Source organism: Candidatus Omnitrophota bacterium, from assembly GCA_028715965.1.
In the GTDB taxonomy this organism is placed as follows: domain Bacteria; phylum Omnitrophota; class Gorgyraeia; order Tantalellales; family Tantalellaceae; genus JAQUQS01.
This window is the reverse complement of sequence record JAQUQS010000001.1, coordinates 176,416-201,309: the sequence shown is the minus strand read 5'-3', so window position 1 is coordinate 201,309 and position 24,894 is coordinate 176,416. Positions and strand designations below refer to the sequence as shown.

At 50.2% G+C, this 24,894-nt stretch carries 23 protein-coding genes; all 23 read left to right on the top strand.

What is annotated here, in order from left to right:
- Nucleotides 1-7: 7 nt before the first annotated feature.
- The 23 genes from PHH49_00985 (at nucleotide 8) to PHH49_00875 (ending at nucleotide 24,873) form a co-directional block, all read left to right on the top strand.
- A complete protein-coding gene (locus tag PHH49_00985; protein MDD5487527.1) occupies nucleotides 8-187 on the top strand; it encodes a hypothetical protein in 180 nt (59 codons plus the stop codon).
- A gap of 16 nt (nucleotides 188-203) precedes the next feature.
- Nucleotides 204-581, top strand: coding sequence for a hypothetical protein (locus PHH49_00980; protein ID MDD5487526.1), 378 nt, complete (start codon nucleotides 204-206; stop codon nucleotides 579-581).
- The gene (locus PHH49_00975; protein MDD5487525.1) at nucleotides 578-1,066 is read left to right on the top strand and encodes a nucleoside deaminase; all 489 of its coding nucleotides are present in this window, start codon (nucleotides 578-580) and stop codon (nucleotides 1,064-1,066) included. Before PHH49_00980 ends, PHH49_00975 begins: the two co-directional genes overlap by 4 nt.
- Before the next feature lie 95 nt (nucleotides 1,067-1,161).
- Entirely contained in the window at nucleotides 1,162-3,168 is a 2,007-nt protein-coding gene (locus PHH49_00970; protein MDD5487524.1) for an ATP-dependent DNA helicase, read from the top strand.
- A 106-nt stretch (nucleotides 3,169-3,274) separates the two neighbouring features.
- Nucleotides 3,275-4,267: a MoxR family ATPase gene (locus PHH49_00965; protein ID MDD5487523.1), complete on the top strand. Its 993-nt coding sequence runs from the start codon at nucleotides 3,275-3,277 to the stop codon at nucleotides 4,265-4,267.
- A gap of 51 nt (nucleotides 4,268-4,318) precedes the next feature.
- A complete protein-coding gene (locus PHH49_00960) occupies nucleotides 4,319-5,203 on the top strand; it encodes a DUF58 domain-containing protein (GenBank protein ID MDD5487522.1) in 885 nt (294 codons plus the stop codon).
- 15 nt (nucleotides 5,204-5,218) lie between these two features.
- Nucleotides 5,219-6,184, top strand: a complete 966-nt coding sequence (locus PHH49_00955; GenBank protein ID MDD5487521.1) for a hypothetical protein — start codon at nucleotides 5,219-5,221, stop codon at nucleotides 6,182-6,184.
- Nucleotides 6,181-7,185: a VWA domain-containing protein gene (locus PHH49_00950; GenBank protein ID MDD5487520.1), complete on the top strand. Its 1,005-nt coding sequence runs from the start codon at nucleotides 6,181-6,183 to the stop codon at nucleotides 7,183-7,185. The genes PHH49_00955 and PHH49_00950 overlap by 4 nt, the downstream gene beginning before the upstream one ends.
- Nucleotide 7,186: 1 nt before the next feature.
- Nucleotides 7,187-8,200 carry a VWA domain-containing protein gene (locus PHH49_00945; protein MDD5487519.1) on the top strand — a complete coding sequence of 338 codons (1,014 nt, stop codon included), beginning with the start codon at nucleotides 7,187-7,189 and terminating at the stop codon, nucleotides 8,198-8,200.
- Nucleotides 8,201-8,216: 16 nt separating this feature from the next.
- A complete protein-coding gene (locus PHH49_00940) occupies nucleotides 8,217-9,182 on the top strand; it encodes a tetratricopeptide repeat protein (protein MDD5487518.1) in 966 nt (321 codons plus the stop codon).
- Nucleotides 9,183-9,238: 56 nt separating this feature from the next.
- The gene (locus PHH49_00935; protein MDD5487517.1) at nucleotides 9,239-11,086 is read left to right on the top strand and encodes a BatD family protein; all 1,848 of its coding nucleotides are present in this window, start codon (nucleotides 9,239-9,241) and stop codon (nucleotides 11,084-11,086) included.
- On the top strand, nucleotides 11,083-11,841 hold the full coding sequence (locus tag PHH49_00930) for a tetratricopeptide repeat protein (GenBank protein ID MDD5487516.1): 759 nt from the start codon (nucleotides 11,083-11,085) through the stop codon (nucleotides 11,839-11,841). Before PHH49_00935 ends, PHH49_00930 begins: the two co-directional genes overlap by 4 nt.
- A complete protein-coding gene (locus tag PHH49_00925) occupies nucleotides 11,838-15,215 on the top strand; it encodes a homocysteine S-methyltransferase family protein (GenBank protein ID MDD5487515.1) in 3,378 nt (1,125 codons plus the stop codon). The genes PHH49_00930 and PHH49_00925 overlap by 4 nt, the downstream gene beginning before the upstream one ends.
- Nucleotides 15,216-15,250: 35 nt before the next feature.
- Nucleotides 15,251-15,445 carry a DUF6485 family protein gene (locus PHH49_00920; GenBank protein ID MDD5487514.1) on the top strand — a complete coding sequence of 65 codons (195 nt, stop codon included), beginning with the start codon at nucleotides 15,251-15,253 and terminating at the stop codon, nucleotides 15,443-15,445.
- A 78-nt stretch (nucleotides 15,446-15,523) separates the two neighbouring features.
- The gene (mnmG, locus tag PHH49_00915) at nucleotides 15,524-17,410 is read left to right on the top strand and encodes a tRNA uridine-5-carboxymethylaminomethyl(34) synthesis enzyme MnmG (GenBank protein MDD5487513.1); all 1,887 of its coding nucleotides are present in this window, start codon (nucleotides 15,524-15,526) and stop codon (nucleotides 17,408-17,410) included.
- Between the two features lie 7 nt (nucleotides 17,411-17,417).
- Entirely contained in the window at nucleotides 17,418-18,329 is a 912-nt protein-coding gene (locus tag PHH49_00910; GenBank protein MDD5487512.1) for a TIGR01212 family radical SAM protein, read from the top strand.
- Between the two features lie 116 nt (nucleotides 18,330-18,445).
- Nucleotides 18,446-18,874, top strand: a complete 429-nt coding sequence (locus tag PHH49_00905) for a hypothetical protein (protein MDD5487511.1) — start codon at nucleotides 18,446-18,448, stop codon at nucleotides 18,872-18,874.
- 90 nt (nucleotides 18,875-18,964) lie between these two features.
- Nucleotides 18,965-20,131 (top strand): TRAM domain-containing protein, encoded by a 1,167-nt coding sequence (locus PHH49_00900; protein ID MDD5487510.1) that lies wholly within the window; start codon nucleotides 18,965-18,967, stop codon nucleotides 20,129-20,131.
- Nucleotides 20,132-20,232: 101 nt separating this feature from the next.
- Nucleotides 20,233-21,183: an aldolase catalytic domain-containing protein gene (locus PHH49_00895; protein MDD5487509.1), complete on the top strand. Its 951-nt coding sequence runs from the start codon at nucleotides 20,233-20,235 to the stop codon at nucleotides 21,181-21,183.
- Entirely contained in the window at nucleotides 21,180-21,836 is a 657-nt protein-coding gene (locus PHH49_00890; protein ID MDD5487508.1) for a bifunctional 4-hydroxy-2-oxoglutarate aldolase/2-dehydro-3-deoxy-phosphogluconate aldolase, read from the top strand. The genes PHH49_00895 and PHH49_00890 overlap by 4 nt, the downstream gene beginning before the upstream one ends.
- A gap of 1 nt (nucleotide 21,837) precedes the next feature.
- Nucleotides 21,838-22,602: an exodeoxyribonuclease III gene (locus PHH49_00885; protein MDD5487507.1), complete on the top strand. Its 765-nt coding sequence runs from the start codon at nucleotides 21,838-21,840 to the stop codon at nucleotides 22,600-22,602.
- A 1-nt stretch (nucleotide 22,603) separates the two neighbouring features.
- Nucleotides 22,604-23,929: a radical SAM protein gene (locus tag PHH49_00880; protein ID MDD5487506.1), complete on the top strand. Its 1,326-nt coding sequence runs from the start codon at nucleotides 22,604-22,606 to the stop codon at nucleotides 23,927-23,929.
- A complete protein-coding gene (locus PHH49_00875) occupies nucleotides 23,926-24,873 on the top strand; it encodes a serine hydrolase (GenBank protein MDD5487505.1) in 948 nt (315 codons plus the stop codon). Before PHH49_00880 ends, PHH49_00875 begins: the two co-directional genes overlap by 4 nt.
- Nucleotides 24,874-24,894: the final 21 nt, after the last annotated feature.

The window sequence follows — 24,894 nt, the reverse complement described above, 5'->3', positions numbered from 1 at the left end:
GGGGATAATGGTGACGAGAGCAAGGATATTCGTGGGAGGTTTGGTCCTTATTTCATATGTCATGACAAGCGCGGGATGCGCTCCGCTCTGGTTCCTGGCCGGGGCGGGGGCCGCGGCCACTGTCCTTGTGGCCACCGAGAACGATAAGAAACACGACGTGTCCACGACCGAGAAAAAAACAAAATAAGGAATGGAAGGACATCATGAAAGAACATTACAGCAAGACGGACCAGGAAACGGAGCTGGAAGACGCTATACGCAGTTTTGAGCAGGAGAAAGAGAACGTAAGGAAGATAATAGGAAAGATCGGGGGCGTTCCTTCGGACCGGGCCCGCCTGATAAACGTAATATTCATAACCCTTGTACTCGTGATATTCGCCCTATCGATATTGTACGGCGGCAAGATACGTTTTTTCATGATAGAGCTTGGCATATTGCTCTTGTCGCTAAAGCTCGTATACTTCCTGGAATCTTATATGAGGCTCAACCATTTCCAGTTCTGGATATTGTCGTCCCTTGAGTGGAGAATAGACAGGATAGATAAAGTGCTTAAGGATATAAGGAGCAAACTGGAGAAATGAGAAGGAACGAAGTGGATGACCACAAAGCCATGAATGTGGCGATACAGGAAGCGCTTAATGGGATAAGAGGTGGCAGTGGCGGGCCTTTCGGCGCGGTACTGGTAAAGGACGGGAAGATCATAGCTTCCGCGCATAACTCCGTACTTGAGCAAAAAGACCCTACACGGCACGCCGAGATCAACGCGATATCCCTGGCCGCCGGGGAAATAGGTAGCCACGACCTGTCCGGATGTGTCATATATTCCACGACCGAACCATGTCCAATGTGTTTCGCGGCCATACACTGGGCCAGGATAGAACGCCTTGTTTATGGGACAGACATAGAGGACGTGAAGAAGCTGGGTTTCAATGAATTGTGTATATCGTCGATGCACATGAAGGAAAAAGGTCTTTCACCCGTCCGTATCGAACCGGGTTTCATGCGGGAAGAATGCATGGCTATACTGGTGGAATGGAAGAACACCCCGGGGACGATCGTATATTGAGCCGTCAAACGCCCCTGAACCGTATCCCGGAAAGTGTTATCATCGGCCCATTAATATTTTGGAACATGTTCCGTATGTCTTGCTGAAAGAAACCAATGAATTATAGTGAATCCGTATTTTCCGAAAAAGGGTCCCTGTCCGGATCCTTGAAGAATTACCAGTTAAGGCCTCAACAGCTGGAAATGGCGTCCGCCATAGAAGAGGCGATATCGCTCGGGAATAACCTGATAGTGGAAGCTGGTACCGGGGTCGGGAAGAGCCTGGCATATCTTGTGCCTTTTACGGAGTGGGCCGTACGTGAGAATAAAAAAGTAGTGGTGTCTACATATACGAAGGCCTTGCAGGCACAGTTATATGTCAAAGACCTGCCTTTTCTCAGGGATACGATAAATGATCGCCTGCGGTACGCTTTATGTATGGGATCAGAGAACTATGTCTGCGCCAGAAGAGTCCAGGGATATGACGGTTCAAGGTTCTCAAGGTCCAGAAAAAAGAGGGAGGAAGCCGAAAGAATAATCGAGTGGGCCAGACATACCCGTTCCGGCCTGGTAACTGACCTGGACTTTCAGCCGACCACATCTGTCTGGGCGGAATTTTGCCGGGTGTCCGGCCTCTGCCATCAGAGGGCCTGCCAGTTCGCTGATTCCTGTTCTTATCGAAAAGCCAGGATAGAGCAGGAGAATTCCCATATACTGGTGGCTAATCACGCCCTGGTCTTTTCCGATGATGCCGCGTCCGGCAGGATACTTCCCGAATATGATGCCCTGGTCTTTGATGAGGCCCATATGCTGGAAGATGTAGCCACATCACATTTTTCACACAGTACCGGAAGCGTTACCGCAGAACGGTTATTCAAGGAGATAAAGAACTTCATCAAGGAAGGCAAGGGGATATTAAAAGACTCTTTCGAGAACGTGACGGAGCTTGAAGAGGGCCTGGCCATGACGGAAAAATACGCGGAACGTTTCTTCGCGCACGCGGCCGGCATGTTCACCGGCAGGGGAAGCGGGCCATATTCGTTCTCTCCTGAGATGTTCAGCGTTAGTGAGTTACGTGACGGTCTTGTCGACCTTGCCGACGGATTAAGGCGGGCCTGTGACATGATATTTTATGGGAGGGATAGCGCCAGGATATCTTTTCTGGAAGAAATGCCTGAAAGGGCGAGCGCGCTCAGCGCGGAGTGCGCCGGACTGGCCACGGATATGGTGTTCATAACGGGCCAGGAGGACATAAGACATGTGTATTGGGCCGAAACACGCGAAAAAAAAGGCGTTATAGAGGTTTTTTTCAGAAGTGCTCCGATCGATGTGGGCGAAGAGATGGAAAGGGCTTTTTTTAGCAGGGTAGCGCCCGTGGTCCTTACATCAGCAACACTTACGAGCCCGGATGGTCACGGAAAGGCCGATTTCGGGTTTATCCGCTCAAGATTGGGGATAAGCGACGCGGCGGAACTTGTATTGAACTCCCCGTTCGACCACGAGAACCAGGTGCTTTTATATGTTCCGCGGAATATCAGTGACCCGAATGACGCCGCCGGAAAATTTCGGGAACAGGTCAAGGACCATGTCCTGGAGATCTATGACATATTGAAGGGGAGGATGTTCGTACTCTTTACGAGTTATGAAATGCTGAACCAGATTTCAGGCGCCATAAGGGAGGAGAGGGAGGACGTAAAGATACTTAAACAAGGCGAACTGCCGCGATATGTATTGCTCGACGTGTTCAAGCAGGTAAGGGACTCGATCTTGATGGGAACTTCGACTTTCTGGCAAGGGGTGGATGTCCCCGGAAGAGCGTTGGAATGTGTCGTCCTGACCCGTTTGCCGTTCCCCGTTCCTAATGAGCCTGTCGCTCTTGCCCGGATGGATCGTATCAGGCAGGAAGGGCAGGACCCTTTTTACGCTTATCAGGTCCCCAGGGCTGTAATGATGTTCAAGCAAGGCTTTGGACGGTTGATAAGGTCGGAGAGTGATCGTGGTGTAGTGGTCGTGTTGGATCCGAGGATACTTACCCGGCCTTATGGGTCGAGGTTCCTTAACGGCATACCCGGTTGCCGGCTGGTACGGGATGCCTCTGAAGTCCGTAACTTCTTCTCTCAATAATATTAACGTAAATAAAAATAGTCGTTAACACGTCTTCTTGAAAAAGGTTTTTATTTGTTGTATAGTATCAATATTATACTGTAAAAATATAAGCAAGGAGGTTGAGATGTCCCAGGGCATAACAGCAATAAACGAAAAAGTACAGAATGAAAGTCTTTTTGTTGATGAACTACTTGCCGAGATACGTAAAGTGATAGTCGGACAGGATTACCTCATACAGAGGTTAATGGTCGGGCTTCTCGCCAACGGCCATGTATTGATAGAAGGGGTCCCTGGACTGGCCAAGACCCTCTCGGTGAGGGTGCTGTCCTCCGCCATAAGCACAAAGTTCCAGAGACTCCAATTCACGCCGGACCTTTTGCCCGCGGACCTTATCGGTACATTGGTCTATAGTCCCAAGGACGGTACTTTCACCACTAAAAAAGGCCCTATATTCTCTAACATAATACTTGCCGATGAGATAAACAGGGCGCCCGCGAAAGTCCAAAGCGCACTTCTGGAAGCTATGCAGGAAAAGCAGGTGACCATAGGTGAGAACACGTACAAACTTGAAGAACCTTTCCTGGTGCTGGCCACACAGAACCCGATAGAGCAGGAGGGTACATATCCCTTGCCCGAGGCCCAGGTAGACAGGTTCATGCTGAAGATAAATATCGGCTACCCCTCCAAAGAGGAGGAGCATAAGATACTCAAACGGATGGCCAACACGGACAGGCATATAGACGTAAAGCCCGTAGTATCGCCGGAAAGGATACTTGAGGCCAGAAAGGTAGTGAATGAGATATATATGGACGAAAAAATAGAAAGATACATCGTTGATATAGTCTTCGCTACCCGTACCCCGGGCGAATACGGGATCAAGGACCTTGAGGGACTGATCGATTACGGTGCTTCGCCGAGAGCCAGTATAAACCTGGCTATAGCGGCAAAAGCTTACGCTTTCGTGCAGCGCAGGGGATATGTGACCCCACAGGATGTTAAGTCGATAGGGCCGGATGTCCTGCGCCACAGGGTCATACCGAGTTATGAGGCCGAAGCGGAAGACAAGACCGCGGAAGACATAGTAAAAAAGATATTCGACGAGATAGAAGTACCATAACGGTCCGCGTATCGGACCATAAAGTGATCATTTTTGCGCGGGGAGCTCATTATGATACCTAAAGAGACCATACGCAAGATAAGACGGATACAGATAACTACCTCGAGAAAAGTAACGGATGTGTTCGCTGGTCAGTACCAGAGTGTGTTCAAGGGCGTGGGGATGGAGTTCGACGAGGTCAGGGAATACACTCCGGGAGACGAGATACGTTCAATAGACTGGAACGTCACGGCGCGCATGGGGCATCCTTATATCAAGAAATTCGTGGAGGAGAGGGAACTTACCATAATGATCCTTCTTGATGTGTCCATGTCCTGCCGGTTCGGGACAAGGGGACGCATGAAAAGTGAGCTTGCCGCGGAACTTTGTTCGGTCATAGCATTCTCCGCCATAAAGAACAACGACAAGGTAGGTATGCTCACGTTCACGGACAGGGTCGAAAAGTTCGTGCCGCCCCGTAAGGGAATGAAACACGTGCTTCGTGTGATAAGGGAGGCATTGCATAATAGACCAGCAGGGACCCATACCGATATAAACAAGGTCCTGAACCATCTTAATAAAGTGGCTCACCGGCGGGCGATAGTCTTTCTTGTGTCTGATTTCTACTCAGATGATTTCCGGAAAACACTTTCGATAACCAATAAAAAACATGATGTAATAGCCGTTACGGTAGAAGACCCGTCGGAAGCCGAGCTTACGAACGCGGGCTTGTTGGAGCTCCGGGACGCCGAAACCGGACTAAGGGCGGTCGTAGACACGTCTTCGCCCGCTGTCAGGGATATGTTCCGCAGGGAGAACCGTGAGATAAGGGAGCGCGCGCGCCGGCTTTTCAGGTCGGTGAACGTGGACCACATAGAGTTGTCCACGGACAGGTCGTATGTTGAGCCTTTGATAAGGTTTTTCAGGACACGTGAAAAACGGTTTATCAGACGATAAAAGAGGTATGTAAGCGTGATAAAAATAGGAAGCCTGAGTAGTAAAGCCATTATACGCGGGGTCATGAGCCTGTTGGTCGTTTTATGCTGCGGGATATCTTTTTGCCAGGGGAAGACCGGTACGGATCTTGATGTCAGGCTCTCGAAAGAGGATATATTCATCGGGGACGATGTCAGGCTCGAGGTCTTCTTTCCCGGAGGGAAAAAGATGGATGTGGAATTCCCCGAGAAGATTGGTATGCCGGAAGGTATGGAGCTCGTAAGGGCATATCCGGAAAAAGAAGGTCCTTTATGGGGCAAAGTCCCCGGATATGTTTATGTGCTCAGGAGCTTTGCCGCGGGTAAGTACCATATCCCTTCCGTAAAAGTAAGATACCGGGCAAAGGGTGCTGACAAGTGGAATGAGACCTCATCCGCCGGTCTGGATATTGATGTCCAGACCACACTACTGCCGGACAGCAAGGATATACGGGATATCAAGGGACTTATCGTGTTCAGGAACTATTTTCTTCTTGTATCGGTATTGCTCGTTGTATCAGTACTCGCGGCATTGGCGCTACGCGCAGCAATAAGGCGCTTCCGGGTCGTATTGCGTGAGGCCAGTTTGGACAATATCATGCCTCCGCATGAGAGAGCGTATAAGAGGCTGGAGGAACTGAAAGCAAAGGAGCTTCCATCGAAGGGATTCGTGGACGAATATTATACCGAGTTATCCGATATAATAAGGCGGTACCTGGAGGCGCGTTTCTCGTACAAGGCCCCTGAAATGACAACGGAAGAGTTCCTTTCATTCTTGAAAAATACGGATGACCTGTTCCCGGAACACAAGCGTCTTCTAAAGGAGTTCCTTTCGCATTGTGATATGGTAAAGTTCGCGAAATTCGCCCCTAGGCCTATCGATATAATAGACAGTTTCAAGTCAGCCATGGACCTTGTGGACCAGACAAAAAAGGGTGAGGAAGAAGAAAGGGGAACGGCATGATGCGTCTGGCTTCTCCCCTTGTCCTTTTATCCATACCCCCGGTCATAGCCCTGTATCTGGTGCTTGACCATATGCGTTCCGGGAAAAGGAGCTTTATCAGGTTCTCCAACAACACGGTGATCGGCGGGATAAAGCCCACGCTGAGGAGCAGATTAAGCGCTAAGGTCCGGCATCTCAGACTCCTGGCCATAATACTTGTGCTAGCCGCCGGTTCCCGGCCCCAAACCATACTGGAAGAGACACATATATACGTGGAAGGTATCGATATCGTGCTGGCGGTGGATACCTCAACGAGTATGCGCGCTATGGATTTCGAGATCAACAAGCGCCGGGTTGACCGGCTTGAAGTGGTCAAAAAGGTAGTTGATTCTTTTGTGCAGAGAAGGCCGAACGACAGGATAGGCCTGGTCGCTTTCGCGGGCCTGGCGTACACGGTCTGTCCTCTTACACTCGACCATAATTGGCTTGAGGAGAACCTGGACAGGGTACAGATAGGCATGATGAAGGACGGTACCGCGATAGGTTCGGCTATAAGCGCCGCGCTTAACCGGTTGAAGGATACCAAGACAAAGCAGAAGATCGTGATATTGCTTACCGATGGACGGAACAACGCCGGGACAATATCCCCGATGGTAGCCGCTGAAGCCGCCAAGGCATTAGGTGTCAGGGTGTACACGATAGGCGCCGGGACCAGGGGGATGGCCCCCTATCCTGTGGAAGACAGGTTCGGGAATACGGTCTTACGACCTATGGAGGTCGAGATAGATGAAGAGCTTCTCGGGGAAATAGCGGATGTTACCGGCGGTAAATATTACAGGGCGACCGATACGGAATCACTGGAACGCATATATGATGAGATAGATAAGCTGGAGAAGACCCCGATAGAAGAGACCGGGTTCAACATTTTCAAGGAGTTGTTCCCGTATCTACTGGTCCCGGCTTTGGCGCTCTTCCTGGCGGAGATAATATTGTCCGATACTTTATTCAGGAGGTTACCTTAACATGATGTTCGGCGCGCCGCAAATGAGTGTTCTTTTATGGCTGTTACCGGCGGTAGCGGTGTTCTTTATTCTTTCTTCCGGCCGCAGGAAGAGCACGCTGGAACGTTTCGCCGAAAAAGGTCTTTTAGCTGAAATAGCCGCTTCATATGACAATTCGCGCCGGAAAAGAAAGGATATCATAAAACTTGCCGCGTTATTTTTCATCGCGATGGCGCTTATGCGTCCCCAATGGGGATTCGAATGGAAGGAAGTGAAAAAACAGGGCATAGATATAATAATAGCGCTGGATACCTCGAAAAGTATGCTCGCTGAAGACGTAAGGCCTAACCGGTTGGAGCGTGCCAAACTGGCTGTCAAGGATATGGTCAAGAAACTCAAGGGTGACAGGTTGGGGCTTATAGCTTTTTCAGGGTCGGCTTTTCTTCAATGCCCTTTGACCATTGACTATGACGGGTTCCTGCTGGCGCTTGATGATATAAGTGTAGATACGATACCGATGGGGGGAACATCCATCTCGGAGGCGATATATAAAGCCATCGAAAGTTATGAGAAGGAGAAAAAAGAGAATAAGATACTGATAATCATAACCGACGGAGAGGACCTTGAGGGTGGTGTCGATAAAGCCGTGCAAAAAGCCAAGGTGGCCGGGATCAACATATATTGTGTGGGTATCGGCTCGGAAGAAGGGGAACTTGTTCCTGTCCGGGACGCGGGTACGGGCAAGACATCTTTTCTTAAGGATATGGAAGGTAATGTGGTCAAGACCCGTCTCAGGGAGGACGTGCTTCAGTCAATAGCCCTTCAGACGGGAGGTATGTATGTAAGAGCTACCGGGGCGGAGTTCGGGCTGGACCTTATATACGAGAAAAAACTTGCCGGGCTTGAAAAAGAGGAATTCAAGAGTAGGATGGAAAAACGCTATTATGAAAGGTTCCAGCTGCCGTTATTTATCGCCGGGTTCCTGCTTTTGATAGAGGTGTTCCTGGGAGACAGAAGAAAAAACATCGTCAATTGAAGATATAGAGGGTAAAATGAGAAGGTCTATTACGTCCACCATATACCTGTGCGCGCTTATGGTGTGTATGCACGCGGGGTTGTGTTTTGCCGGCGGTGATCTGGGCAGGGCTGACCGGTTATATAAAGATGAGAAATATGAAGAAGCGCTCAAGGAATACGATAAAGCTATTTCAAGCGGGAAGGACCAGCCTGGTATAGAGTACAACCGTGGCGCGGTCTTGTATAAAGAGGGTAAATACGGGGAGGCGGAAAAAGCGTTCCTTGGATCCATGTCAGCCGGAGATGAAAAGATAGAGGACAAGGCTATATACAACATAGGAAATTCACGATATCGCCAGGCGGAGAAGGCCGAAAAAAGCTCGCCGGCAAAGGCTATAGCCGGGTATAAGGAATCCCTGGAATATTTTAAAAGAGCTGTTGAACTGGCTCCGGAGGATATGGACGCTAAATTCAATTTTGAGTATACACGTAAAAAAATAGAAACGTTAGAGAGCCAGCAACAGGATCAGCAACAGCAGAAGGACCAGGAAAAGCAGCAGGATCAGCAGGACCAGCAACAGAAGAAGAACCAGGAAAAGCAGAACGATCAGCAGGACCAGCAACAGCAGAAGAACCAGGAAAAGCAGAAGGATCAGCAGGACCAGCAACAGCAGAAGGACCAGGAAGAGCAGCAGGATCAGCAGGACCAGCAACAGCAGAAGGACCAGGAAGACCAGCGACAGTCCGGTGGGCAACAGCAGAATAAAAATGAGGAAAACCGGGATGAAGAAGAAGGCCCCCAGCCCGGAGCTGGGTCGGGTAATGATAACGGGCAAGACCAGCAAGAGCAGTCCTCGGAAGGATTTGGGTCCGAAGGCAGGATGACCAGGGACGAGGCCGAGATGCTGCTCAGGTCACAGGAAGAAGAAGAGTCCAGGATGCGGGCGGAGGAAAAGAAAGCACGCAGGTCCGGGAGCCCTCCGGTCGTCAGGGATTGGTAGCGATGATATAAGAGGGTCTTGGATAGGAGAATACTTACGGTGGATCAAGAGGTGTGATGAAAAAAGCACGGTTATTATCGCTGATATTCGTTTTTCTGTTGGGCCATGTCCTGCCGGGATGGGCACAAGAGGGAATGGCCTTCAACGCCAGGATAGAGAGAAGCACGGCTTCGGTCGGTAACCCCCTATACCTTTACCTGGAGTTCAGGGGAGCGCAGGATGTGGACGCGCCTGATATCCCGCAGGTGGATGGTCTTAACATAAAGTACATAGGACCGACCACCAGCATGACCATTGTGAACGGGAAGATGTCACGATCGATCACACATACGTATCTGGTCTTTCCACGCAGGGAAGGCACTTATAAAATAGGCCCGTTCCGGGCCGAACAGGGAGGTAAGGTATATGAAGCTCCGGCGCTCGACCTCTCCATAACGGGTAAACCCGCCGTGACCCAGCAGGCCGGACAACCCCCGATGTCCAGTGTCCCGGACGCTACCTCCGTACCCGCTTATACCGGTGATAATATATTCCTTTCCATGAGCATAGACAAGAACAGCCTTTATGTCAACGAATCGGCGATACTCACCATAAAACTTTACGTGGATGGAGTGGGCCTGAGGGATATAGAATTCCCGGCTTATGCTCATGAAGGTTTTTCCGGGGAGGATTTCAATGAGCCGCAAAGGACCCAGGAGACAGTGGGCGGACGTAGATATGAAGTACTTGTTTTCAGGCAGAACATCTTCGCCATAAAAGAAGGGGAATATGAGATCGGTCCGGCCAGGCTTAATTGCAAAATGCTGGTGAGGAAACAGGTCTCGCGCAGAAGATCCTCCCTGTTCGGCATGAGCGTTTTTAATGACGATTTCTTCGATAGTGCTTTTGGCGGATATGATGTTTATCCAGTGGAACTCGAGTCGAAAGGGCTTAATGTGTCGGTATTACCTTTCCCGTCTGAAGGTAAGCCGTTGGACTTTAAGGGCGCTGTAGGGTATTTCGATATGGATGCGTCCATAGATCCCATCAAAGTCAATGTCGGGGATCCCGTGGTATTAAAGACCATTATCTCCGGTTCCGGGAACATGGATACGGTCACTTCTCCCAGTGTTAACATTACGGACGACCTTAAGACATATGAACCGGATGTTTCCAGGGAAACGAACAAGAAAGTATACGAACAAGTAATAATACCTAAGAGCGACAAAGTAACTGAAATACCCGAGGTCTCTTTCAGCTTTTTTAATCCCGCTTCAGGCAGATACAAGACCATAAAGAAGGGACCTTTCCCGATCTCGGTAATGAAACCGTCCGGGACCGAGAACAGTGTAAAGATGGTAACGCTTTCGGGTAAAGAACAGGTATTCTACCCGCAGGAAAAAATAGGGCAGGATATCATACATATCAAGGATGATACCGGGGAAGTAAGCCCGATAGGCGGATATCTATACAGGAACCCATTATTTTTGCCCGGGCACTTACTTGTGCTTGTCCTGTTCGGTATATTTTTTGGGGCATACCGCAAAAGCGAGAAAATGCGTACCGACAAGAAATATGCCCGTTTTACCAAGGCCCCGGGAAAAGCCAAGAAAGGTATCTCGAAAGCCGAATCCTATCTGAAGAAAGGCGATATGGAGTTGTTCTATGATACTCTTACCAAGGCGCTTGGAGAATACGTGTCGGGTAAGCTTGACCTGCCTAAGGGTAATGTAACGGTCGATGCCGTGAGGGCCAGGGTGGAAGGAACTCAAAAGGGTGGCGAAATAATATCCATGCTCGGAGAGGTGCTAGCCAAGTGCGAAATGGCCAGATACGCGGCGTTCGATCCGGATAAAAAGGATGGCCGGGAAACACTTGAAAAAACCAAAAAATTACTGGTATATCTGGAGAAGATAAAGATATGAAGAAGATGATCGTACTATCTCTGGCTATTTTGATGTTGACCGCCGGTAGAGGCCTGGCGGAGACAACGGCCGAACTTTTCTCGTCCGCTAACGATAAGTATGAACAGGCTGATTGGTCCGGGGCGATAGCCGGATACGAGAAGATACTGTCCTCCGGGAAGAAAAGCCCTAACATATATTACAACCTGGCGGGGGCATATTTCAAATCGGGAAATCTGGGCAAGGCCATCCTTAACTATGAGAGGGCGTTAGCGTTGGATCCAAGAGATGCTGATATACGAGCAAATTACAGGTTCGCCAGGTCCGATATAAAAGCTAAGGTAGTGCCGGAAAAAGGAGTGTGGAACTGGACGCCTTTACGGGTGTATGAGAGAACATTAAGCGTGGACCAGATGACCATTGTGGCGTCCGTTTCCATGATAGTGATCCTTGTTCTTTTGGCTATAGGTGTAACGGGGAGGATGGTTACACGATATCACAGGACAATTTTGATATGTTTCTCCATAATACTTGTTTTTAATGTCTTCCTGGCCTGGCATAAAGCGGTGAACGAGAGAACGTCCGCTATTGTCATGGTCCCGGCGGTAGAGGCGCTATACGGGCCATTTGATTCGGCCACCAAATTCTTCACCCTGAACGAAGGTATGAAGGTGAATATAATCAACAGTAAGGACGGATGGGTCAGGGCAAGGCGTTCTGACGGGAAATCCGCGTGGATAAAAGACTCCGCGGTAGAAAGAGTATTAAAAAAATGAGCATTACGTTCGCGGATAAGATGAGGAGAGAGATCATTCTCCTGGATGGGGCGTTCGGCACATACGCGGCTTCGATCGGGCTGGATGAGGCCATGTTCGGAGGAAGGACCGGGTGTATGGACTATCTTTCAATATCCAGCCCCGGGTTGGTATCCCGTATACATAATGATTATTTCGCGTCAGGGGCCGACGCTGTGGAAACCAACACTTTCGGGGCCAACTACCTTAAGCTCGCCGATTATGGCCTGGAAAAAGAAGTTTATGATATAAATAGGAGCGCCACGCTTCTGGCGCGTAAAGCCGCAGATGAACATTCGTCGCCTTCCCATGGCAGGTTTGTCGTAGGGTCTATCGGACCGACGGGCAAACTCCCATCGTCGAGTGATCCGACAATAGGGAACATCAGTTACGCGCGGCTGGCGGAAGTTTTTGCCGAACAGGCCCGGGGAATAATTGACGGTGGCGCGGATGCCGTTCTTATCGAGACATCCCAGGACCTCCTGGAGATGAAGGCCGCTTATGCTGGGATACGCACGGCATTGAGCGATAGGAGGAAAGACCTTCCGATATTGGCGCAATGTACGTTGTCGAACAACGGGCGGATGCTGCTGGGTACCGAGGTGTCCGCGGTCATGGCCGTAATGAGCGCTCTCGGAGCAGCGTCAGTAGGTATAAACTGTAGTACGGGGCCGGTGGAAATGGAATCGCATATCAAGTTCCTCAGCGACAACTGTCCGGTAAGTATATCATGTATACCGAACGCGGGCCTGCCCGTGGAACGTGACGGGTGTACTGTTTATCCTCTTGGCCCGGACGAGATGGCCGCGATATTGGCGGGATTCCTCGAAAAGTACAGGATAGACCTGATAGGCGGGTGTTGTGGAACGACCCCGCTTCACATAAAGGCCATTCGCAAAGAGTTGAAAAGACGTAAACCGAAGGATACGCGGACACGCGTGTTCTGCGCGGGGTCCTACCGTGGCTATGATGTTGACATGATGGATCGGCCTATAAAAGTCGGGGAAAGGATAAATACCCAGGGCTCGAAAGCCGCCAAAAGGATGTTCATTGAGAAGGATATGGACGGGCTGGTCGAACTTGGCAAGTCGCAGGAAAGGTCCGGCGCCGATATATTGGATGTATGCGCCGTGCTTACCGAGCGGGATACGGAAAAAGAAGACGCTTCTCGCATAGTAAAGCGTCTTGCCGAAAGCGTGGATACACCGCTTATGATAGATTCGACGGATGAGGATGTCCTTAAGGGTGCGCTCGAATCGTATCCCGGCACGGCTTTTATAAATTCCGTGAACCTTGAGGATGGAGGGGGGAGAGCGGATCGTGTTTTTAGCCTGGCCCAGAAGCACGGTGCCTTTGTCGTTAACCTGTCCATCGACAAAGATGGTATGGCAAAGACCGTGGAGAAGAAAGTATCCGTGGCTTCGAGGTTGTATGATATGGCGGTCAACGGACACGGGATACATCCCCGTAGGCTGCTTTATGATCTCTTGACGTTCACGCTGGGGACGGGAGAAAAAGAATACGCGAGTTCCGCTATGGATACTATCGAGGCGATAAGGGTCTTTAAAAAGAAGTGTCCCGGAGCCGCTACCATATTAGGTGTCAGCAACATATCATTTGGGCTCCCTAAAGAGGCGCGGAAAAAGCTTAATATGGTATTCCTTCACCATGCGGTCCAGGCGGGGCTGGATTACGCTATTGTCAACCCCATGGAATACGTAAAGTACGAAGATATCGATAAGGACGATGCCGCTATTTGCGAGGACCTCATCTTCATGAAGAAGGAAGACGCCTTGCAGAGGTTACTAGAGCGTTACCAGGATAGGAAGGGATCCGAAAGATCAGTATCCTCTTCCGATCTTGCCTGTCGGGTATCCGTAGAAAAATGCGTCTTTGACAGGGACAAGGTAAATATCATACCCGCTCTCGAAGAAGCGTTAAAGGAAAAAAGTGCCGAGGAGATCTTGAACGGTACGCTTATGGAAGCTATGAGAAAGGTTGGTGAGGCCTTGGACCGCGGGGACACCGTGCTTCCGTTCGTTCTCCAATCCGCGGAGGTCATGAGGAAGGCCATAGAACACCTTAAGGTGTATATGCCGAAAGGCACGTCCGGGGAAAAGGGGAAGATACTTCTGGCCACGGTTTTCGGGGACGTGCACGATATCGGTAAGAACCTGGTGAAGATGATACTTGAGAATAATGGTTTTACCGTGATCGACCTGGGAAAACAAGTCCCTGTCGATGTCATAATAAGGGAGGCAGTAAAGAACAAAGTGGACGCCGTAGGTCTTAGCGCGCTTCTTGTGTCCACAGCGCGTTATATGCGTACATGTGTCCAGGCTATGCATGACGCTGGTTTGCATTATCCGGTCATGATCGGGGGCGCTCCGACAAACGAAAAGTTCGCCAGGGAGATAGAGGTCCTGAGCGACGGCACCAGGTACCCGGGTGGGGTTTTTTACTCGAGGGACGCCTTTACGGGACTTCGTATCGTACGGGCTTTGATGGACGGGGGCATGGAGCTTTCCGCGGACGTAAAGGGGCGCACTAGCCCGGGAAGGTCGACTACGGTACCATCAACAGGTGTGCCTCGCGCCGAGGTTGAGGGAAAGAAGGCCCCCGAAGTCCTGACCGGGAACGATATCCCGGAACCACCGTTCTATGGCACACGGGTATTGGCGAACATACCCCTGGACGAAGTGTTCACGTATCTCGATGAGAAAATGGTATTTAACGCGGCTTGGGGGAGTTATCTGGCGGACAAGGGCAGGAGAAATGAACTTTTGGACAAGGAATACCGTTCCATGCTCAAAGAGCTTAAAGAAGAGAGCGTGCGCAAGGGGTGGCTTGATATGAAGGCCGTCTACGGCTACTTTGAATGTGTCGTTAACGGTACTGTTATGGATGTCATGGACGGCCTGGGACGACCGGCGGAAAAAATCGATTTTAGTGTAGCTGGAGGCAGGTCAATAGCGGGATATTTCCACCCGCGGGATATAGTCGCTTTCCAGGCCGTCACTCTCGGGAGTAAGATCAGCGAGGCCATAAAGGCCATGCAGGATTCCGGTGATGGTACCAGGTCTTTTCTTCTCCATGGGATGAGCGTACATCTGGCGGAGGCTCTGGCGGAATATGTGCATAGCCGGATTAGGAAGGAACTGGGATTGTCCGAAGATCAAGGGAGGCGGTACAGCCCGGGATATGCTTTGTGGCCGGAGCTGGAAGACCAGAAGAAGATATTCAAACTCCTGGAGATAGAGAGGAACCTGGATATACACCTTACCGAAGCTTGTCTGATGGTGCCGGAACAATCTACCACAGCCATTATCGTGCATAATCCGAAAGCCGAGTATTGAACTTGCCGGGAACGTTAAGTTAAGGAGGCTTGATCATGCAATGCAATAAAGACAGGAATCTTGATATATGTAACTGTTCTTATGATCCGTGCTCCAGGAAGGGTATGTGTTGTGAATGTGTCCATTACCACAGGAAGAACGGAGAGCTTCCCGCCTGTTACTTTGACGCTGCGGCGGAAAAAACGTATGATCGCAGTATCGAGAATTTTATCAGGATGTATAAGGGCTGAAAAATAAAGTGAACAAGGAGATCCGCGGTAGGTGTACGGTGCCTGGTCCCGGAACCCGTTTTGTTCTTCGAGGTATGTATGGGGTTATATGATGTTATAGTGGTCGGTGGCGGGCATGCCGGATGTGAGGCGGCGCTTGTCTCGGCGCGTTTGGGGGCGGATACCCTTCTTTTGACGTTCAGCCGTGAAAAGATAGGGTATACTTCCTGCAACCCGTCGATAGGGGGCGTTGGCAAAGGGCAATTGGTCAAAGAGGTAGACGCCCTTGGTGGAGAGATGGGCAAAGCCGCGGACGCTAGTTGTATACAATTCAGGATGCTTAATTCTTCCAAAGGGTACGCCGCAAGGTCTTCCCGTATGCAGATAGACAGGGAACTTTATAACCGCTACATGCGAGAACATGTACTTTCCCAGAAAAGGCTTGATGTCATTGAAGATGAAGTCGTCGGTGTGATCGTTGACGATGGCGTGTGCGGGGGTGTGGTCACACGTTCAGGCGGGGAAGTGAGGGCGAAGAGCGTTGTTCTGACACCGGGAACGTTCATGAACGCGTTGATACACATAGGGTTGGAACATTTTCCGGGAGGAAGGATAGGAGAAGCGCCGTCGATGGGGCTTTCTGACGAACTACGGCGATACGGTTTCATGGTCCATTCCTTCAAGACCGGTACGCCTGCTCGCCTTGACGGAAAAAGTCTGGATCTTTCGCGGATGCAGCGGCAGGACCCGGATAAGGACGTGGTCCCGTTCTCGTTCTCGACCGATACGGTAGTTCTTCCGCAGAGACCTTGTTACATGACGCGAACGAATGGTGATACGCATAGGATAATACGGGAAAGCCTGGACAGGTCCCCCTTATATTCTGGCAAGATCAAGTCCACCGGGGTGAGGTATTGTCCGTCCATAGAGGACAAGGTGGTAAGGTTCCCGGACAGGGATTCACATATTGTTTTCATCGAGCCTGAAGGTCTCGGGGTCGATGAGTACTACCCAAATGGAATATCCACGAGCCTTCCGGTAGACGCGCAGGAACTCATGCTACACAGTATAAAAGGACTCGAGAACGCCAGGATGATAAGGCCGGCGTATGGTATCGAATATGATTATGTGGACCCGACACAGCTTCTGTCCTCGCTTGAGACAAAGCTTGTTCCCGGACTTTTTATGGCCGGCCAGATAAATGGCACCACCGGATATGAGGAAGCGGCCGCTTTGGGCCTTATGGCCGGGATAAACGCCGCGCTAAAGGTCTTGGGCCGCGGGCCACTGGTGCTTGAACGCTCCCAGGCGTATATTGGGGTATTGATAGATGATCTCGTTACCAAGGGGACAAAAGAACCTTACAGAATGTTCACTTCGCGTGTGGAATACCGCATAACGGTACGGGAGGATAACGCTGATGAACGTCTTTCACCTGTCGGCGCGCGATTGGGGCTGGTCCCGGCAGCATATATGGATCGGGTAGAAGCCCGCCGGGAAAAAGTGGAAAAGGAAAAAGAAAGACTAAGAACCGCATACGTGTTACCCGATGATAAGCTCAAGATGTTCCTTTCGGAAAAAGGACAGGCGTCACCGGAATGCAGGATATCGCTATATGACCTGTTGAAAAGGCCGGGAGTTGGTTATGATGACGTATGCCGTGTTTCTGACGGAGAGCCGGCGCTCTCATATTATGAAAAAGTAGCTCTTGAGGTGGATATTAAGTACCGGGGATACATTGACCGGGAGAATACCCGTATACGGAGGTTCTCCGAGCTGGAGACCGTTTTGCTGCCCCCTGACCTGGATTACGGTTCCGTTCAGGGACTTTCGAACGAGATAAGGGAGAAACTGTCAACTATAAGACCACGTTCTCTGGGGCAGGCATCGCGTATATCCGGAGTAACACCCGCGGCTGTTTCTATCCTCATGATCATGCTGAAGACGCGGGGGATGAGCTCGAAAAAGAACAGGAACGGAGGATAGGTCGCGAGTGCGCGCGGCCACCGCCATGTATTATTACTCCTTCAACAGTTACCTGAAAAAAAGATTCGGAACAAAAGTGCGGAAGATCGGGCTTAACGCCGGATTGGAATGTCCACACAGATCGGCTGACGGCAAAGGATGCAGTTTCTGTAATGAATCCGGCTACAGTGAGTTCGCTACCACGGAACTGAGCCTTTCAGGTCAGATAGAACTGTCCATTTCCAGGATGAAAGCGAAGTATGGCTCGATCAAATTCATCGCCTATTTCCAGAACGCCAGTAATACTAACGCTCCTGTGCGTGAATTGAAAGGGATATATGACGTGATAAGGCCTTACAAGGACATAGTGGGGCTGTCCATTTCTACACGGCCGGATTGTGTGGATGAGGAGAAACTGGACCTTATCGCCGGATACTTGAAAGATTATGATGTGTGGCTGGAATACGGCGTGCAGACGTCCCATGACAGGACCCTCGGCCGGATCAATCGGGGTCACGATTTCGCGCAGGCCGCCACTGCCATAATAAGAACGGCCGAACGCGGCATAAACACAGGTGTACATGTCATCCTGGGGCTGCCGGGGGAGTCCAGGGAAGATATTATGGCCACAGCCGGGCAGTTATCCACATTGCCGGTGAACGGTATAAAATTGCATGTGTTACATGTGCTTAAAGGGTCACCTATGGAGAAAGATTATATTGAAGGACGCGTACACATCATGGAGAAAGATGAATACGCTTTGTCAGTGTGCGATTTTCTTGAAAGAACAAGACCCGATATCGTTGTTTTGAGGCTCGCCCCGGACGTAAAGAAGGGATACCTGATCGCTCCGACGTGGGTTGACGATAAATCCGGTGTGATAGAGCGTATAAACAGTGAGTTCAGGAACAGGGGGACACGTCAGGGTATCCTGTGCTAGCCGGGTAGGGGCGCAAATCATTTTAAGTTGCCCGTATGGAGCTTTTTTGATAATATAGTTATGTCCAAACAGGTATAATAGCCATGGGTCTTACAGGTCTTAAAGGAGGGTAGTTTATGGGGAGAAAGTCTCTTATTTGTTTAGTGTTGATATTATTCGCGTTAACGTTGTTCAGTCAGGAGGCTTTTACGGACAGCAGGGATATCCTTAAACAGGGGCTTCTTGGTGCCGGCGCTGGTGCCGCGGGAAGCGCTGCTGGTGGAGGTAACGCTGGAACGGGAGCGTTGGTGGGAGCGGGAGTGAATATACTTGGCGGAGCTCTTCTGGACAGTCTTACGGAAGAGCCTAAGAGCAGCCAACCCGCGTACCAGCAACAGCAGCCCGCATACCAGCAACAGCAGCCTGTGTACCAGCAACAACAGACCTACAGAGAGCCCAGTAACGCTTATTCCGATGGTTATGAGGCCGGATACTCTAATGGATATAAGAAAGGTTATACCGACGGGTATAAAGAAGGATTGAAAGAAGGCGTTAAAGGCAACTGATACAAAATATGGTCTTATTTCCGTAAGTAGGGAGCCTGCCCTGAGAAGGCTCCCTACTTTTTTTTAAAAAAGCCGGGAAGGCAAGGAAAAATGAGCAGGGAACACATTGTGGATATAGTATCCGTCGTTTTCGGAGGCAAGGGCATGGGCCGTATAGACGGTAAAGTGTGTTTTGTCTCAGGGGCTCTTCCGGGGGAAAAAGTAAGGATCAGGGAGACCAGGGATACGTCAGGATTTGTTGAGGGGGAGATCCTGGAAATGATCACACCTTCGATCGACCGGATAGCTCCGGCATGTCAATATTACGGGACGTGTGGAGGATGCCAGTACCAGCATGTAAAATACGATGAAGAGGTGGTATTGAAGACATCACAGATCAAGGACATTTTTGCCAGGATCGCCGGGATACGTGACGGCTTGGATCCGGACATCGTTCCTTCCGATGTTGATATGGGGTATAGGAAAAGCCTAACGCTCCACAGGACGTCCAAAGGGGCGTATGGTTTCTATGATATGTCAGGCCGCGAGGTGTTGGAGATAAAAGAATGTCGCATAGCCGCTAAAGAACTTAATGACGCGTTAGGTTCCCTCCCGGATAGCTGTGAGGCCGGGGATGTCACTATCAAGGTTGATAGCGAAGGGAAGGTCTGGTCGTCCGATGTTCAGGGGGAGAGGTTCTACCTTGATGATACCGGCAGGGGGAAACTATATATGTCTCCTAAGGCCTTTTCCCAGGCCAATAAATATGTCGCCGACAAGATCTCACAGAAACTCGATGATTGGACAGGGGACTCGGGAGAGGATCACGTGTTCTTCGATCCATACTGCGGGGTGGGGTTCTTTACTTTCTTTTCAGGGGGAGGGTACACTAGAAAAGTCGGCATAGATTCAAGTCGTATAGCTATCGAATGTGCTAAATCGACGGCCCGGACCGGGAATATCAGCGATATCAAATTCTATAAAGGTACCGCCGAGACCGTGTTCTTCGACATTTTTGCCAGGGAGAAGGGAAAAAGGAATACTGTGTTCCTGGACCCTCCGAGGATAGGTGTTAAAAAGGAGTTCCTGGAGAAGTTGGCCACGGCGGAAGGGATAGATAAGATATTTTACCTGTCATGCGATCCGTCCAGACTGGCGCGTGATATCAAGGTGCTTATATCCGGAGGCAGGTGGAAATGCGGCCGCAAGGCCTTTTTCGACATGTTCCCGAGGACAAAACACATAGAAATGTTGATGGAACTGGACAGGGGGATATGACGCGCCGGCAAGCGGCGGTATGTCTTATAGTTTGCAAAGGGTCCCGATATTTACTATAATAATCTGCCTTTTGATGAAAGATAAAACGAAGAGGAGAGACCATGTATCGTGAACAAATTAAAGTAGTTGACTGCACCATCAGGGATGGCGGCCTTATAAACGACCATTTTTTCGACGATGATTTTGTGCGGGAAGTATATAAAGCGCTCGCCGCGGCAGGTGTTGATTATGTCGAGATAGGATATCGCGCGTCGAAGAACCTGGTGTCCCCGACAAAATTCGGAAAATGGAAGTTCTGTGATGAGGAAGATATCAAAAGGACGATTGACGGCATTGATGCCGAGACAAAACTTTCGGTGATGGTGGATGTAGGCCGGGTTGAGAAAGAGGACATCCTTCCCTGTAAGGATAGCGTGATCGATATGATGAGAGTGGCCACATATGTAAGGGACGTTGATAAAGCCATTGAACTCGCCAATGAGGTGACGGGAAAAGGATATGAAGCCACGATAAACATAATGGCGATATCGCGGGCTCTTGACACGGAACTTGACGAAGCCCTCGACCAGATAGAGAAAGAAACATCCGTCAAGGCGGTGTATATAGTGGACAGTTTTGGCGCGCTTTACAGCGAGAACATCACATACTTGGTGAACAAATACAAAAAATACATAAAAACAAAGGAAGTCGGGATACACGCGCATAACAACCAGCAGCTGGGCTACGGGAATACGGTGCAGGCCATAATCGACGGTTCTAATTATCTTGATGGTACCATATACGGGATAGGCAGGGCCGCGGGCAATTGCCCGCTGGAGCTTCTTATCGGTTTCCTGAAGAACCCGAAATTCGATATACGCCCCATATTGGATATAATAGCCAGGGAGTTCATACCTCTTAGGGAAAAGATTGAATGGGGATACCTGATACCGTACGCGTTGACCGGTATGTTCAACGAACATCCCAGGGCGGCTATGGAATTGAGGCGGGGCGCGGATAAGGACAATTATCTTCATTTTTACAACAGTATGCTGCCAACGGAGATAGAATGAGATTCGATCTAGAGCGTTTTGCCGCTTTTCCACTGATGGCCATAGTCCGGGGCATACCGGAGGATGCGGTAGAGCCTCTTATCGAGACCGCCGTGAGCTCCGGGATCAAAACGCTTGAGGTAACGATGAACACAGGTAGCGCCGCGGACATGATAAGGAAGATCATAGATATGTCCGGGAAAGAACTGATGATAGGTGCTGGTACCGTAACATCCCGGGAACGGCTGGAAACAGCGCTGGACGCCGGGGCGGGTTTTATCGTGACCCCGGTCGTGGATGAAGGGATAATCGGGGAATGCGTGAAAAGGGGTATATCGGTGTTCCCCGGCGCTTTAACGCCCGGAGAGGTATTCAAGGCCTGGTCTTGCGGGGCCAGCATGGTAAAGATATTCCCTTCCGGACTTTTCGGGCCGGGATACATGAAAGAACTAAAAGGGCCTTTCAATGATGTCCGTCTAATGGCGGTAGGGGGCGTGAGGCCCGCGAACATAGCTGAATACGCCGCCTGTGGCGCTGACGCTGTAGCTTTTGGATCGAGTGTTTTTAAAAAAGAATTGATCGACAAAAAAGATTTCCGGTCAATAGGGGGCATGATAAAGGAATATGTAGCCTCAGTGAATAACGCGTTCGCTCCCGGCCGTTCGCCATCCTGAAATGAAAATACTCTCATGGAACGTTAATGGCCTGCGGGCCATCGTAAAAAAAGGCTTTAATAAGTGGCTTGACGAGAATGCCCCCGATATCCTGTGTATTCAAGAGACCAAAACATATCCCGAGCAGGTAGAGGAGTTCTCGGCAACCTGGGCGGGGTATAAGAGATACTGGAATAATCCTGAGAAAAAAGGTTATGCCGGTGTCAGTGTTTTTACGAAGGAAGAGCCGGTCGCGGTAAGCACGGACTTCGGTCCGGAAGGGTTCGACACGGAGGGCAGGGTACTTGAGCTTGATATGGGCGGTTTTGTGCTGATCAACGGGTATTTTCCTAACGGGCGTATGAACGCGTCCCGGCTGGATTACAAAATGGAATTCTATAGGCATTTCCTAGAGCATCTCGGCGGTTTTACCGGTCGTAAGGTCGTAATATGCGGGGATCTCAATACGGCCCATAAGGAGATAGACCTTGCCAGGCCTAAGGCGAACGAGAATTATTCCGGGTTCCTTCCCATCGAGCGTGAATGGATGGATAAGTTGGTGGAAGCCGGATATGTCGATATCTTCCGGAGCTATAACGACCAGCCCGGACAATATACATGGTGGGACTATAAAAGCAGGGCCAGGGACAGGAATGTAGGCTGGCGTATAGATTATTTTTTCGTGTCAGGCGCCATGGTGCCGCATGTCAAGGACGCTTTTCTTATGCCCGAGGTGGACGGGTCGGACCATTGCCCGGTGGGCATGGAGATCGAGCGCATACGATAATATGAAAAAGGAAATACCATCGTTATTGGTAGCTGACGAAAAAGGCAGGATATTCGATGTGCCCGGGATGCGCGCTACCGGGATGAAGTCCGGTCTTTTCTTCCCGCTCAGGGCACGTGATCTTGTAAAACTGCATAGCGACAGCGAACTTTTTATGCTTCCATCCAGAAGTGCCGTTGGTTTCAGCGATGATACCGGGCAGATGACGGAGGTCGCCACTGATCCGTTCTCCCGGAAGGCCAGGCGGTGTTACGCCGTTGCCGCGTTCATGTCCCCCGGGTATACCCTGCGTTATAACGCTTCGTATGTTGAGAGAAAAGGCGCGGGACATCTTCCCCTTTTCAGTTACGCGGCCGTAGCGTTCTATAAAGGTGGGTTTTATGCCGCCGGGATACGTGTTGATCGCGAAAAAAGGCAAGAGCTTGGAGGAATGGATCGGACAGGGCTTTGCGACGGGGTGAAGAAGATGAGGAGGATATTGCCCCGTAACAGGCTGGTAAGACATCTGGAGACGTGCGCGCTTACTTATGGATGCCCCGCCGCGAAGAATTTCTTTCTCAACAGGTATGAAGCGCCACTTCCATCTTCCCCGTTGTGTAACGCGCGTTGTATCGGGTGCATATCCCATCAGGAAGGGGGAAAATGCTCGGTCACGCAACCTCGGATAAAATTCGTTCCGGACCCGGAAGAGATCGCTGAAGTGGCGTTGCATCATATAAGCAGGGTAGCTGACCCTGTGGTGAGTTTTGGCCAGGGATGCGAAGGGGAACCGTTGATGGTCGGGGATGTTCTCGTGAGGGCCGTATCCTTGATAAGAAAAGGGACGTCAAAGGGTATAATAAACATCAACACGAACGGCAGCAGACCCGATATGGTTTCCCGGCTTATAGATGCCGGATTGGACTCAATAAGGGTCAGCGTGAACAGTTTTCAGGAGAGGTATTACAACGCGTATTACCGGCCCGTGGGATATACTTTCGGTGATGTCATGCGGTCGATAAGATGTATGCGGAAAAAAAGAGGGTTTGTATCGATAAATTACCTTGTTATGCCTGGATTTTCCGACTGGATCAGGGAAGAAAAAGCATTATCCCGCTTCCTGTCGGGACCGGGAACGGATATGATACAATGGAGGAACTTGAACTACGACCCGATACGTTACATGAACGAACTGGGGGTAGCCATATCTTCCCGGGAGATGCTCGGCATGGATAAGGTCATCGGGAAGATCAAGAAGGAATATCCTTCGATCATGAACGGATATTTTAACCCGTCCCTGAAACGGATAAGAAGAAAAAGGAAAGGAGGATCGACGGCTACTCTATGATGCGGGAAAAGAATCTCAGGATAGATATAGTCAGGGGCATTGTCGCGTATATCCTTATAGTTCTCAGTTCAATGCCATGTGAGGTATTTGGCGCGGAAGATGGAATAGATGTCAAGGTTAACGGAAGAGGGGCGGTGATAATGGATGCCGCCCGGGGGGATATACTGTACGCTAAGAATCCACAAGCCAAATTCCCGCCGGCGTCCACGGCCAAGGTGATGACGTGTATATTGGCCATCGAGAAGCTCGGGCTTGATGATGACGTGGTCCCGGGAAAGGACGTTATCCATGTTGAGCCGACCATAATAGGGTTGAAGGTGGGCGTGAGATATAAGGTAAGGGACCTTATTTCGGCCATGCTTATAAAATCAGCGAATGACGCGGCTTTTGCCATAGCTGAAGCTATTTCTGGAGATGAACGGTCTTTTGCCGGACTTATGAATGAAAAAGCCAGGGAGATCGGAATGACCAATACCAATTTCATTAAAGCTTCCGGTCTCCCTACCGGGAGAAAAGATGCCCAGTATACTACGGCCGAGGACCTTGCCGCGATGATGAGGTATGCGATACGTTATCCGGAAATACTTGAGAATATGTCCAGGAAAGAAGCTTATATATCCGGAAGTGACGGTAGAAAGATACATTTGAAGACCCACAATAAGAGCCTTTTCAAGGGGAGTACCGCTCCATGGGGAAAAACGGGGTATACGAGAGAGGCAAGAAGGACTTTTGTCGGGGTCAATCCCGACATGTCGCCCAGCATAGTGTTCTCGCTTCTGAAATCACGGGAAATATGGGATGATATAGCTGAGCTTAACGAAAAAGGGATGCAATTGCTCGAGGCCAGTCGCAGAACGGTGATCGACAAAGTGCTGGACTGGGTACGCGCGCAGCGGGAAAAAGGCAGGAAAAAGACTGAGGGAGCCATTCCGCCGGTCATGTGAGAGAGCGCTCTATTTGGATGA